General features: G+C 70.6%; 9 protein-coding genes. 7 read left to right on the top strand and 2 right to left on the bottom strand.

What is annotated here, in order from left to right:
* The first annotated feature begins 24 nt into the window (after positions 1 to 24).
* Positions 25 to 3,936, top strand: coding sequence for a hypothetical protein (locus AB4880_RS12690; protein ID WP_367919575.1), 3,912 nt, complete (start codon positions 25 to 27; stop codon positions 3,934 to 3,936).
* 190 nt (positions 3,937 to 4,126) lie between these two features.
* Here the strand turns inward: AB4880_RS12690 and AB4880_RS12685 are convergent, their stop codons facing one another.
* Together AB4880_RS12685 and AB4880_RS12680 are read right to left on the bottom strand one after the other, a co-directional pair.
* A complete protein-coding gene (locus AB4880_RS12685; protein ID WP_367919574.1) occupies positions 4,127 to 4,348 on the bottom strand; it encodes a hypothetical protein in 222 nt (73 codons plus the stop codon).
* A gap of 118 nt (positions 4,349 to 4,466) precedes the next feature.
* Entirely contained in the window at positions 4,467 to 5,054 is a 588-nt protein-coding gene (locus tag AB4880_RS12680; protein ID WP_367919573.1) for a TetR/AcrR family transcriptional regulator, read from the bottom strand.
* Between the two features lie 149 nt (positions 5,055 to 5,203).
* Here AB4880_RS12680 and AB4880_RS12675 point away from each other — a divergent pair, with 149 nt between their 5' ends.
* From AB4880_RS12675 to AB4880_RS12650, 6 genes are all read left to right on the top strand, one after another.
* A complete protein-coding gene (locus AB4880_RS12675; RefSeq protein WP_367919572.1) occupies positions 5,204 to 6,607 on the top strand; it encodes an APC family permease in 1,404 nt (467 codons plus the stop codon).
* Positions 6,604 to 7,959, top strand: a complete 1,356-nt coding sequence (locus tag AB4880_RS12670; protein WP_367919571.1) for a flavin monoamine oxidase family protein — start codon at positions 6,604 to 6,606, stop codon at positions 7,957 to 7,959. The genes AB4880_RS12675 and AB4880_RS12670 overlap by 4 nt, the downstream gene beginning before the upstream one ends.
* Positions 7,960 to 8,303: 344 nt before the next feature.
* On the top strand, positions 8,304 to 9,494 hold the full coding sequence (locus tag AB4880_RS12665; protein ID WP_367919570.1) for an ABC transporter substrate-binding protein: 1,191 nt from the start codon (positions 8,304 to 8,306) through the stop codon (positions 9,492 to 9,494).
* A 76-nt stretch (positions 9,495 to 9,570) separates the two neighbouring features.
* Positions 9,571 to 10,428: a branched-chain amino acid ABC transporter permease gene (locus AB4880_RS12660; protein ID WP_367919569.1), complete on the top strand. Its 858-nt coding sequence runs from the start codon at positions 9,571 to 9,573 to the stop codon at positions 10,426 to 10,428.
* A gap of 2 nt (positions 10,429 to 10,430) precedes the next feature.
* The gene (locus AB4880_RS12655; RefSeq protein ID WP_367919568.1) at positions 10,431 to 12,293 is read left to right on the top strand and encodes a branched-chain amino acid ABC transporter ATP-binding protein/permease; all 1,863 of its coding nucleotides are present in this window, start codon (positions 10,431 to 10,433) and stop codon (positions 12,291 to 12,293) included.
* Positions 12,290 to 13,039: an ABC transporter ATP-binding protein gene (locus tag AB4880_RS12650; protein ID WP_367919567.1), complete on the top strand. Its 750-nt coding sequence runs from the start codon at positions 12,290 to 12,292 to the stop codon at positions 13,037 to 13,039. The genes AB4880_RS12655 and AB4880_RS12650 overlap by 4 nt, the downstream gene beginning before the upstream one ends.
* Positions 13,040 to 13,089: the final 50 nt, after the last annotated feature.

Below are 13,089 nucleotides of genomic sequence, written 5' to 3'. Positions count from 1 at the left end.
ATGCTTGCGCACGTCCGTGGACCGATGGTCCGTCTGCTCACCGCGGTGCTCACCACCGCCCTCGCTCTCGCCGGCCTGGTCGCGCTGACCACGGCGACCGCGCCGTCCGCGCATGCCGCGGCGGGCGCGATCAGCGGCAAGATCACCGCCGCCGGCACGGGGACGCCGCTCGCCGGCATGACCGTCGTCGCCTTCTGCAATGAGGACGGCGACTGGTACTGGTGCGACGAGGTGACCAGCGGCACCGGCGGCACCTACGCCTTCGACCTGCCCGCCGGGACCTACCACGTCGGCGTCTACAGCGACGACAACCAGTACGCCGCGGCCTTCTTCGGCGGCACCGACGAGGTCAACGCGGCCGCGGTCGTGCCGCCGGCGAGCGACATCGACCTCGCCATGCAGCAGAACGCCACGGTGAAGGGCAAGGCCGGTCAGGGTGCGCTCAACCTGGGCATCGCGAACGTCAACGTGTGCCTCTACCAGCAGGTCACCTACGAGGGCGAGACCTGGTGGAACTGCGTCGGCTACGCCTCGACGGGCACCAACGGCACCTACTCCGCGTACGCCGCGCCGGGCACCTATCGGGTCGGCTTCTCCACCGACGACAACCGGTGGCGCGAGGTCTACTACGCCAACGCGGCGACCATCGAGGCCGGCACCGACGTGGTGGTGACCGCCGCCGGTCGCACCGGCATCAGCGTGAAGATGGTCGCCAACGCCAAGGTCACCGGCAAGGTCACCGGCAAGGTCACGGCTCAGGGCACGAATGCGGCCATCGGCGGCGCGCAGGTGATGGCCTACCAGCTGGTCCACGACGGCGACGACTCCTACTGGGACTGGAACTACGGCGCCTCCGCCGACACGAACGGCAACTACGAGATCTACCTGGCGCCCGGCACCTACCGCTTCGGGTTCGACAACGCCTGCAACGACGACGGCCCCTGCCAGGCGATCTACCGGCGGGAGTTCTGGAACGACAAGCTCACGGTCGAGACCGCTGACGACGTGACCGTGCCCAGCAGCGGCACCGTCGCCAACATCAGCGCGGTGCTCGCGCGCAACGCCAAGATCACCGGCACCGTCACCGCCGAGGACGGCGGCGCGGCGATCGCCCACGCCGACGTGTCCGCGCTGCAGCAGGTCACTGAGGAGTACGACGGCGAGACCTACACCTACTGGGACCAGGTGTCCTACGCCTCCGCCAACGCGGCGGGCGAGTACCAGCTGTATGTCCCGCCGGGCACCTACCGGGTCTCGTTCGACGACGGCTGTGACGAGACCTGCGAGGACCTCTACCAGACCGAGTACTGGGAGGAGACGGCCGACCTCGAGACCGCCGACGACGTCGTGGTCGCCGGATCCGCCACCTACTCGGGCCGCAACGGCACCCTGGCGAAGAACGGCGCCATCACCGGCGCCGTCACCGCCGAGGCCGGCGGCGCGCCGCTCGAGGACATCATGGCCGTCGCGTTCGACCCGGTGACCTACCAGGCCGACGGCGAGACCTACACCGACTGGAACCCGGTCGCCTTCGCCCACACCGCGGCGGACGGCACCTACCTGCTGCGCGCTGCCCCGGGCAAGCACCGGATCGGCTTCTTCCAGTTCTGCGGCGGCGCGGACTGCCGCTACCTCGGCGAGTTCTACGACGACGCCGCGACGATCGAGGACGCCGCCGACGTCACGATCACCGGTCCGGACGCCACGACGTCGGGCATCGACGCGGCGCTGTCCAGGGGATCCCTGATCTCGGGCACGCTCACCGACGAGGCGCACGCGCCCCTCGCGGACGCCGAGGTCCTCGTCTACGCCGACGGCGGCGACGGCTGGGAGCCGGTGAACGGCAACTACTCCGACGATGACGGCCACTACGCCGTCCTGGTGCCGGACGGCAGCTTCCGGGTCGGCTTCTCCAGCGACGAGGGCGCCTTCACCGACGAGTACTACGACGACAGCCGCACCCTCGAGGGTGCCGACACGATCGCCGTCGCGGGCGCGGACCGGCCGCATGTCGACGCGGTCCTCGGGCTGAGCCTGGCGAACGAGGCGGCGCCGTCCATCACGGACGCCGACCCGCGCGTCGGCGAGAAGATCTCGGTCGACCCCGGCACCTGGTCGGCGACGCCGGACGCCTTCACCTACCGCTGGTTCCAGGCCGGCACGGCGACCCCGATCGGCACCGGCAAGGACCTCGTCGTCCCGGCCGGCGCCCTCGGCAAGGAGCTCACCGTCGAGGTGACGGCGACCAAGGCGGGCTGGGCCGACGCGGTCGCGTCGTCCGCGGCCACCGTCCCGGTCGCGCCGGGCGATCTGACGGTCACGACGGAGCCGACCATGTCGGGCGCGCTGACCGTGGGCAGCACCGTCCACGCGTTCGAGGGCGTGTGGTCGGCGACGCCGGACGCCTTCACCTACCGCTGGTTCCAGGCCGGTACGGCGACCCCGATCGGCACCGGCAAGGACCTCGTCGTCCCGGCCGGCGCCCTCGGCAAGGAGCTCACCGTCGAGGTGACGGCGACCAAGGCCGGCTACGCCGACGGCGTCGCCACCTCGCTGCCGTCCGCGGCCGTCGCCGCGGGTGGCAACGCCAACACGGCGCGGCCGACGATCACCGGCAACCTCCAGGTGGGCGCCACCGTCGAGGCGGTCGAGGGCACCTGGTCGGCGACGCCGGACGCCTTCACCTACCGCTGGTTCCGCAGCGACCGGGTCGACCCGATCGGCACGGGCAAGCAGCTCGTCATCCCGCCGGGCGTGGCCGGGAAGAAGCTGTTCGTCGAGATCACCGCGAAGGCGGCCGGCTACGGCGACAGCACGGCGTACTCGGCCCCGACGGACACCGTCGCGCTCGGCGAGCTGACCGCCACCGTGGCTCCGTCCTTCGGCGGCACGGCGCAGGTCGGCAAGACGCTGAGCGTCCAGGACGGCACCTGGTCGCCGACCCCGGACATCATCACCTACGCCTGGTTCGTCGAAGGCTCGTCCACCGGGTTCTGGAGCCAGCAGGACATGACCGTCCCGGCCGGGCTCGCGGGCACGAAGCTGACCGTCGAGGTGACGGTCTGGAAGGGCGGCTACGCCAACGCGGTGCGGACCCTCGGCCCGATCACGGTCGCGCCCGGCGTCCTCACCAACACGGTCCCGCCGAAGGTCACCGGCGCGCTGGTCGAGGGGCAGACCGTGCAGGCGAGCGACGGCACGTGGGGCCCCAAGCCCGACGGCTACACCTACCGCTGGCTCGTCTCCGGCTCCACCGACCCGGTCGGCACCGGCCGCACCCTGGTCATCCCCCAGGGGACTGCGGGCAAGAAGCTGACCGTCGAGGTGACGGCCGCGAAGACCGGGTACTCCGACGGCGTGGCCACCTCGGTCCCGCTCGACGTCGCCGCCGCCGCGGCGGCCGCGCCGGTCAACACGGCCCCGCCGACGCTGTCCGGCAAGGTGAAGGTCGGCTCGACCCTGACCGTCGACCCGGGCAGCTGGACGCCGACGCCGACGACCTTCCAGTACCACTGGTACGCCGACGGCAAGGAGCTGACGAACGTCACCGGCACTCGGCTCACCCTCACGCCCGCGCTGCTGCACAAGCGGATCGAGGTCCTCGTCGGCGCGCTCGTCCCGGACTCCGCCTTCGCCTGGGCGCAGACGGAGCGGACCGCCCCGGTCGCCCTCGGCACGTTCGCCGTCACCGGCAAGCCGGCCCTGAAGGGCAAGGCCAAGGTGGGCAAGCGGCTGAAGGTCGTCGTACCGGCGGCTCCGGCGGGCGTGACCGTGAAGGTGCAGTGGCTGCTCGGCAAGAAGCCGATCTCGCGGGCGACCGCGACGTCGCTCAAGCTGGCCAAGTCCTACCGCGGCAAGGTGGTGCGGGCGCGCGTCACCTACACGCGGCCGGGCTATGCGCCGGTGGCGCAGACGGTCAAGGTGCGGATCAGGTAGTAGGTGGCCGAACGGGTCTGGGCAGGACCGAGCTCGCGTGCTTCGGCGCGAGCTCGGTCCTGAACCTCGCGGCGCTCGTCGTCCGCCGGCGGTGGAGGCCCGAGGTCGGCCTGGCGGTCTTCAGTGGGGCGCTGGTGAGCGCCGGGCTGCTGGTGATCCTCTTCCTGCTGCTGGCCGCCACGATGTCCAGCTAGCCGCGCGCGCCGACGAGACAGGAGTAGTTGACGCCCTGGGAAGGGGGGCGCAGCTCCGGCAGCTGATCGGCGACCGGGTCGAGGTCGCTCGCCTCGACGTCGGCGTGCAGCTTCGCCAGTCCCGCGCTGCTGTGCTCAAGCGAGAACGCCCTGTCGCACTCGAGTCGGCTGTCCTGCCGGGTGGTCGTGCGCGCCGTTGTAACTCGGTGTTCGTGCATCCACCACGGTGCTCCGTCAACTGCCACGGAGTCATGACCGGTAACGACCCCGTGGTGCATCCACGGACACCGAGTTACATGACGGCTCGACGCCGCCCCGAGCCGCCCCGGAGCCGGCTCAGGCCCGCTCCAGCACCGCCCGCGTGTGCCGCTCGACGGCGATCTTGCGCAGCGCCGTGCCGCCCCCGTTGACGATCTGGATCGCGAAGCCGTCCCACATCGCGCGCAGCTGCTCCGAGACGCCTTCGGGATCTGTCACCGACGGCAGGCAGCGACGCAGCACCGTGACCAGGTCGTGGTGCCAGCCGTCGTCGAGCTCGCGCTGGGCGGCGGCCAGCTCGGCGTCGTAGGGCGCGCGGGCCCACAGCTCGAGCCAGAGCAGCCAGCGCGGGTCGCGTTCGTCGACGGGCAGGAAGATCTCGGCGAAGGCGAGCACGGTGCCGAGGTCGCCGCCGGGGTCGTCGACGAGGGGCGCGCGCTGCTCGGTGTACTTCGCCTCGCTCCAGCGCAGGGTCTCCAGCAGCAGTCCGTTGCGGGTGCCGAAGTAGTAGAGAAGGTGGCCGCCGCTGGTCTCGAGGCGCGCAGCGAGCGAGGCGATCGTGACCTTGCTCAGGCCCTCGCTGGCGATCATCTCGAGCGTGGTCGCGAGCACCTGCTCGCGGGGTCGGTCGAGTCGCCGGTTCGATCGGGTGCGTCCTGCTGCCACGGGGGTGAGTCTCTCCTGTGCGGTGAATTTCTTCGGCGGAGGTCTTGACTCTAGCGGTGACATGCGTCACTTTGAATGTCGTTCAAAGATTTGTACGGCGTTCAAACTGCGCCGCACGCACCGCGAGGGGGACCCGGATGATCGACACGATGAGCGCGCGCAACGCGCAGGAGGCTGCCCCGCAGGGGCAGGAGCACGGCAGCGGGGGACTGCTGCGCGTGCTCGGCCCGGCAGGCGCCGTCCTGCTGGTGCTCTCCTGCATCACGCCCGCGTCGAGCCTGTTCATCATCGTTCCCGAGATGTTCGCGACCCAGGGGAGCGGCGTCGTCATCACGATCGCGGCGGGCATCCTGATCTCGATCGCGGTCGGCGCCTGCTACGCCGAGCTCGGCACCCGGATGGCGAGCGCCGGCGGCGAGTACGCGATGGTCGCGCACACGCTCGGCAAGGGTGCGGGGTGGCTGACCTTCGCGCTGTCCGGCGTGCTGCTGTGGGTGATCCCGCCCGTCATCGCCCTCGGTACGGCGGACTACCTCGTCGACATCGTCCACCTCGACCGGGCGATGACCGGCGCCGTCGTCATGCTCGTCGCGACCGGGATCGCGCTGCTCGACGTCCGCGCCAACGCCCTGGTCACCGGCATCTTCCTGCTGCTCGAGGTCGTCGCCGCGGCCGTCGTCGCGCTGCTCGGCGCGGCCCACGTCCAGCGCGGCCCGGGCGAGCTGATCAGCCCCCACGTCTTCGGCGGCGGCAGCATCGAGCCGTTCACCGGCGCGCTGCTCGTGTCGGGCCTGACGGTCGGCATCTTCGTCGTCAGCGGCTTCGGTACGGCGGCCTACCTCGCCGAGGAGGTCGTCGACCCGCGCCGCAATGTCGCCCGGATCGTGTTCTGGTCGCTCGGCCTCGGCGGCATCGTGATCCTGGTCCCGACCATCACCACCGTGCTCGCCGTGAACGACCTCGGTGCCCTCGCCACCGGCGACTTCTCCGAGTTCGTCCGCGCCTGGGGCGGCGACGCCACCGCGATCGCGGTCAACGTCGGCATCGCGATCGCGATCCTCAACGCGGCGATCGTGATGGTCCTGCAGAACAGCCGCGTCGTCTACGCCTCCGCCCGCGACCGGGCCTGGCCGCCGGCCGTCAACCGCGTGCTCACCGCGCTGCACCCGCGCTACGGCTGCCCGTGGGTCGCCACCCTCCTGATCGGCATCCCCGGCGCGATCCTGGCCTACGCCGTCGACATCGAGGCCCTGCTCGGCATCACGTCCGTCGTCATCTCGGCGATGTACGTCGCCCTGGCGTTCGCCGCGCTCAAGGTGCGCCGGATGAAGACCGCTCCCGGCTGGCGGATGCCGCTGTGGCCGCTGCCGCCGCTGCTGGTGATCATCGCCGTCGGCTACGCGCTGGTCGGCGCCTCGCGCACCGACCTCACCATCACCGGCGCCATCCTGCTCGCCGCGTTCGTCTACTACGTCGGCTACCTCAAGCGCCGGCCCGACGAGCGCTTCATCGTGATCGACCCCACCGACGACCTCGAGGAGGCTCTTCGATGACCACCCATGACGTGATCGTGATCGGCGCCGGCGTGACCGGCCTGACTGCGGCCTGGCGGCTCGCCCAGGCCGGCCAGGACGTGCTGGTCCTGGAGGCCCGCGAGCGGGTCGGCGGCCGGCTGCGCACCGACGTCCTCGACGCGGCGGGCGCGCCCGCGCCCTTCGAGATCGGTGGCCAGTGGGTCTCGCCCGACCAGGATGCGCTCATCGCGATCCTCGGCGAGCTCGGCCTGACCACCTACCCGCGCTATCGCGACGGCGACTCGCTGTACGTCGACCGCGCCGGCGTCCGGCGCCGGTTCGCCGACGACCTGCCGCTCGCCGAGGCGACGCAGGCCGCGATCACCGAGCTCACCAAGAAGCTCGACGAGCTCGCCCACGAGCTCGACCCGGCCGCGCCCTGGGACCACCCTGACGCCGAGCGTCTCGACCGCACGTCGCTGCGCGCATGGCTCGAGGAGCAGTGCGACGACGCCGAGGCCTGCGACAACATCGCGCTCTACCTCGGTCCGGCGATGCTGACGAAGCCGGCGCACTCCTTCTCGGTGCTGCAGGCGGCGCTGATGGCCGCCAGCGCCGGCTCGTTCAGCAATCTGGTCGACGCCGACTTCATCCTCGACCGCCGGGTCGAGGGCGGCCTGCAGTCGGTGCCGCTCGCGCTGGCCGATCGGCTCGGCGACCGGCTCCGCCTGGGCCAGGACGTGACCCGTGTCGACTGGACCGACGGCGGCGCGGTCGTGCACACCGCCGACGAGCAGTACGCCGCCCGGCGGGTCGTGCTCGCCGTACCCCCGACGGTGGTGCGGCGGGTCCGTTTCACGCCCGAGCTGCCGGCGGAGCACCGGATCGCCCGCGAGCACCAGTCGTTCGGGCTGGTGATCAAGGTGCAGGCGATGTACCCGACGCCGTTCTGGCGCGAGGACGGCCTCGACGGCACCGCCTTCGGCCCCTATCAGCTGGTGCACGAGGCCTACGACAACACGCCCGCGGGGGAGTCGCGCGGCGTCCTCGTCGGCTTCGTCTCCGACGTCAACGCCGACCGGGTCGGCCGGCTGTCCGACGCCGAGCGCCGCGAGCGGATCCTCGACTCGCTCGCCGCCTACTACGGCGACCAGGCCCGCCACCCGATCGCGTACGTCGAGAGCGACTGGCAGCACCAGGAGCTCACCGGCGGCGCCTACGGCACCAGCTTCGACCTCGGCGGCCTGACCCGCTGGGGCCGGGTGCTGCGCGCGCCGGTCGGGCCGATCGAGTTCGGCAGCAGCGACGTCGCCGGGCTGGGCTTCCAGCACGTCGACGGCGCGGTGCGCGTCGGCTCGGAGATCGCCGTGGGGATCCTCGCCGCCGGCTGAGGCCTGCCGTCGTCGGAGTCGTGTGCCTGAGAACCCGGATATCCGGGTTCTCAGGCACACGACTCGTGGTTTTTCGGGGCGCTGCACCCAGACCTAGCATTCGCTTGGTTTCCCTCGTAGTATGACTACTCGAAATAACCCGGAAGGTCATAGCGGAGTCGCTCGGGCTCCTCCCTACGCCCGCCCGGTCGGGGAACTGATCGGGCCGTGCCGTCTCGGAGTCGCGGATCGGGGTCACGTGTCACGTCAAACAATCAAGCGCTTGCTTGACCGATGTGACGCACGTCATCTAGCGTCGAACTAGCAAGCGCTTGGTTTGCTGACAGTCATCAGAAGGAACTGAGATGAAGACACGTCTGTTCAAGGTGGTCGGCGGTCTCGCCGCGCTCGCCATGGTCGCGGCCGGCTGCGCGAGCGAGGACGCGAGCGGCAGCGACAGCGAGTACCACGTGCTGGTGCTCGGTGGGATCTCGGCCGAGGGCGTCCTGGCCGACAACGCCTCCACCTCGGTCCTGTCCGCGAAGGCCGGCGTCGACCTCGTCAACAAGAACGGCGGCATCGACGGCAAGAAGGTCACCATCAAGGTCGTCGACGACCAGGCCGACCCGACCACGGCCGTCACCAAGCTGCGCGAGGCGATCGCCAAGGAGAAGCCCGACCTGGTGCTCAACTCCGGCCCGTCGACCGTCGCCGACGCCACCCTGCCGATCCTGAAGCAGAACAACATCCTCTCCTTCAACATCGGCCCGACCGCGACCTCCGCGGACCCGAAGGCGTTCCCGCTCAACTTCGACCTCTCGGCCAGCGCGCAGAACCAGCTCGACGCGTTCCCGCCGTACTTCGCCGAGAAGGGCTACAAGAAGGTCGGCATCCTGCACGGCTCGAGCTCCTACGGTGAGGTCTACGGCGCCGCCGCCGAGAAGACCTTCACGGCCGCCGGCGTCGACGTCGTCGCCAACGAGGAGTACGACGTCGCCGCGCTCGACATGACCGCGCAGCTCGAGGCGATCCGCTCCAAGAGCCCCGACGCGCTCGTCCTCGACGCGTACGGCGCCCCGCTCGGCTACGTCCTCAAGGGCGTCGAGAAGCTCGGCTGGGACATCCCGATCATCGGCAACACCTCCGTCGCCGCGACCGGCCTGATCTCCACCCCGCCGCCGTCCGGTGTGCTCGGCACGCCGTCGGTGAAGAACCTCGTCATGCAGGTGTACAAGAGCACCGCGCACGACGACGCCGCGACCGACGTCAACGACCTGGTCACCCGCATGAAGGCGATCGACCCGATCAAGGCGACCCTGATCGTGGCCTACAACAACGACGCCCTGGCCCTCGTCCAGGCCGCCGCCGAGAAGGCCAAGTCGACCGACCCGAAGAAGCTGGCCGAGGCCCTCATCGACTCGTCGGTCCTCGAGGGCGCGACCACCGCGATCATCGACACCTACCGGTTCACCGCCGACTCGCACGCCGCCAACCCGTCGGCCGACGAGTTCGCGTTCATCGCCCCGGGCCCCCTCAAGGACGGCCAGTTCCAGTAAGTCCATCGGAAGCCGGCGGGGTGGTCTGTGCCCACCCCGCCGGCCTTTCCTTCGTTCGACGACCCGAGGAAGCATCGTGACTCTGATCTGGGGTGGCCTGTCCCTGGGCGCGATCTACGCGATCGTGGCCATCGGCTACAACATCGTCTTCATCTCCTCGAAGACCTTCAACTTCGCCCACGCGCAGCTGACCATGGTCGGCGCCTTCGTGGCGTACACCGGCCTGGTGAAGTGGCACCTGCCGACCGTGCTCGTGCTGGTGATCGCGTCCGCCGTGGTCGCGATCATCGCCGCGATCGAGGAGCGGATCGCGATCCGTCCCGTCGGCGACATGCACAACATCCTGGTCACCACGCTCGGTGCCTCGATCCTGCTCGACGGCGCCGCCCAGCTCACCTGGGGCAGCCAGCCGCTCACCGTCCCGTTCTTCGCGGGCGACAGCGCGATCACCCTCTTCGGTGGCCGCGCCTACCCGGTCGAGCTCTTCCTCATCGCGATCGCGGTGCTCCTCGTCGTCGGGCTCGGCATCTACAGCCGCCGCTCGCTCACCGGCCTGGCGCTGCTCGGCATGGCCGAGGATCGCGAGGCCGCGCTGCTGCGCGGTGTGAACGTACGACGGCTCGCGTTCATGGCCTTCGTCGCCGCGGGCGCACTGGCCGGCTTCGTCGGCCTCTTCGTCGGCTCGAAGACCTTCGCGGTCTCGACGCTCGGCGCGGCGCTCGCGCTCAAGGGCTTCGTCGTCCTGGCCATCGGCGGCTTCGGCTCGATGCCGGGCACCCTCGTCGGCGGCACCCTCGTCGGCCTGGCCGAGGCCTACGCCTCGCGCTACCTGGGCGGTGAGTACGCCAACCTCGCGGTCTTCCTGATCCTGATCACGATCCTGATGGTGCGTCCCGCCGGCCTGTTCGTCCGCACGAAGGAAAGGGTGGTCTGACCATGGCGAACCTGCCGCTCGCGCGCCGCCTGTCCGGCGGTCCGCTCTGGATCGTCCCGCTCGCGCTGGGGATCCTGCTGATCCTGGTCCCGCACTTCAACCTGGAGTACTCCATCGTCCGCCAGCTCCAGCTGGCGATGATCCTGTCGCTGCTCGTCAGCGGCCTCAACCTGAGTCTCGGCTTCGCCGGTGAGCTCGCGCTCGGCCAGGTGGCGATGTACGCCGCCGGCGCCTACACCGCCGGCATGCTGTCGCAGCGCGGCCACACCGACATCCTGCTGCAGCTCGTCGCCGCCGGCTTCGCGGCACTGCTCGTCGGCCTGGTCACCGGCATCCCCGGGCTCCGGCTCGGCAGCTGGTCGCTGGCGATGACGTCCTTCTTCCTGGTGCTGCTGCTGCCCGACGTCCTCGCGATCTTCCGCGACGACACCGGCGGCCGCAACGGCCTCTCCGGCATCCTCTCGCCGACACTGTTCGGCAAGCTGCTCTCGCCCGACGACTACTTCATGGTCATCGCGATCGTGACCGTCGCGTGGTTCGCGGTGATGCGCAATATCGCCGTCTCCCGGCACGGCACGGCCCTGCGGGTGCTGAAGAAGAGCCCGGTCCTCGCGGCCTCGATGGGCATCAACGTGTTCCGGATGAAGCTGCTGGCCTACGCCCTCGGCGCGGTCCCGGCCGGTCTCGCGGGCGCGCTCTTCGCGAGCCTCGACCTCTACATCTCGCCAGAGGCGTTCTCGTTCAGCGTCGCCACCACGATCCTCGCCGCCTCCGTGCTCGGCGGCTCCGCGAGTGTCTACGGCGCCGTGTTCGGCGCGTTCGTGCTGCAGTTCGGCCTCAACCAGTCGACCGAGTTCCAGAAGTACTCGCTTGTCGTCACCGGCGCCTTCCTCATCATCGGCGGCGTGCTGCTGACCGGTGGCCTCACCGGCCTGGCCCGCTCGCTGTGGCGCAAGGCCGTCGGCGAGGACCCGGCGGTGAGCGCCTCGGCGCCGGCCGACGCGGCCGCGGCGGAGGACGTGCCCGCCGTACCCGGCAAGGTGCTGAGGGTCGAGGGCGTCGCCAAGGCGTTCGGCGGCAACCAGGCGCTCAAGGGCGTCGACCTGGTCGCCTCGCCGGGCCGGGTCACCGCGCTGATCGGCCCCAACGGGTCGGGCAAGACCACGCTGCTCAACATGATCTGCGGCTTCTACCGCACCGACGCGGGCGTCATCGCCCTCGACGACAAGCAGCTGCAGCGGATGGGCCCGGACGCCGTCGCCCGTACGGGCGTCGCGCGCACCTTCCAGACGCCCAACATCCCCGAGGGCATCACCGTCCGCGAGGCCGTCATGGCAGGTCGGTACGCCGGCCACCGCGCCACCGTCCTCGAGGCCGTGCTCCGCCTGCCGCGCTACCGCAAGGTCCGCAAGGGCGACCTGGCCGAGGCCGACCGCGTGCTCGACCTGGTGGGCATCCGGCATCTTGAGAACGCCGAGGCGACGGCCCTCCCGCTGGGCCAGCGCCGGCTGCTCGAGGTGGCGCGCTGCCTGATCAGCAACCCGGGCGTGCTGCTGCTCGACGAGACCGCGTCCGGTCTCGACGAGGACGAGGTCGAGCGCCTGGCCGAGGTCATCCGCCGGGTGCGCGACGCCGGTGGCACCGTCGTCCTGGTCGAGCACAACTTCCAGCTCGTCCTCTCGCTGGCCGACGAGATCGTCGCGCTGGCCCACGGCGAGCTGATGGCCAAGGGCACGCCGGAGGAGATCCAGAACAACGAGCGGGTGATGAGCGAGTACCTCGGCATCGACCCGGACGCCCCGGAGGCGCCGCACGTCGTCCTGGCGGACGTCGCCCCGCACACCCCCGAGGGAGCCGAGCGATGAGCAAGCACGCGATGACCGAGGCCCCGCTGCTCGAGGTCCGCGGCCTCGGCACCGGCTACGGCGACCTGCGGGTCGTGTGGGACGTGTCGTTCGACGTACGGGCGGGCGAGATCACGGTCCTGCTCGGCCGCAACGGCGCGGGCAAGACCACCACGATCCGCGCGATCAGCGGTCTCAACAAGATCGTCGCCGGCGAGGTGACCTACCGCGGCGAGTCGCTCGCCAAGGTGCCCGCGCACCAGCGGGTCCGGCAGGGGATCGCCTACGTCCAGGAGGGCAAGCGCGTCTTCCACTCCCAGACGATCGAGCAGAACCTGCTGCTCGGCGGCTACCCGCGCAAGCTCAAGCGGGCCGAGCTGCGGCAGGAGGTCGAGCGGATCTACGAGCTCTTCCCGATCCTCGCCGAGAAGCGCGCGCTGCCGGCGTCCAGCATGTCCGGCGGCCAGCAGCAGATGCTCGCCATCGGCCAGGCGCTGATGTCGCAGCCGAGCCTGCTCATGCTCGACGAGCCGTCCGGCGGTCTCGCGCCGGTCATCGTCAACGAGGTGATGGAGCGGGTGCACCAACTCAAGGAGACCGGCATCGGGATCCTGCTGGTCGAGCAGGCCGTCGAGGCGTCGTTCGCGATCGCCGACCACGTGACCGTGCTCGACATGGGCCGCACCATGCTCTCGTCGCCGGCCAGCGAGGTCAGCGACATGACGCTCCTGCAGGACGCCTACTTCGGCAAGTCGGTCGCTTCCTGATCCACCGTCGTACCGGACGTTCTGGTCGCCCAACGGGCGAAAACACGACC

The sequence above is a fragment of the Nocardioides ginsengisoli genome (assembly GCF_039537225.1).
Taxonomy (GTDB): Bacteria; Actinomycetota; Actinomycetes; order Propionibacteriales; family Nocardioidaceae; genus Nocardioides; species Nocardioides ginsengisoli.
This window is presented reverse-complemented; position numbering and strand designations above follow the sequence as displayed.

Bases quoted from the DNA above. Each gene is read 5' to 3' on its own strand.
- AB4880_RS12685 (WP_367919574.1), bottom strand. From the start codon at position 4,348: ATGCACGAACACCGAGTTACAACGGCGCGCACGACCACCCGGCAGGAC.
- AB4880_RS12650 (WP_367919567.1), top strand. From the start codon at position 12,290: ATGAGCAAGCACGCGATGACCGAGGCCCCGCTGCTCGAGGTCCGCGGC.
- AB4880_RS12670 (WP_367919571.1), top strand. From the start codon at position 6,604: ATGACCACCCATGACGTGATCGTGATCGGCGCCGGCGTGACCGGCCTG.
- AB4880_RS12690 (WP_367919575.1), top strand. From the start codon at position 25: ATGGTCCGTCTGCTCACCGCGGTGCTCACCACCGCCCTCGCTCTCGCC.
- AB4880_RS12665 (WP_367919570.1), top strand. From the start codon at position 8,304: ATGAAGACACGTCTGTTCAAGGTGGTCGGCGGTCTCGCCGCGCTCGCC.
- AB4880_RS12675 (WP_367919572.1), top strand. From the start codon at position 5,204: ATGAGCGCGCGCAACGCGCAGGAGGCTGCCCCGCAGGGGCAGGAGCAC.
- AB4880_RS12655 (WP_367919568.1), top strand. From the start codon at position 10,431: ATGGCGAACCTGCCGCTCGCGCGCCGCCTGTCCGGCGGTCCGCTCTGG.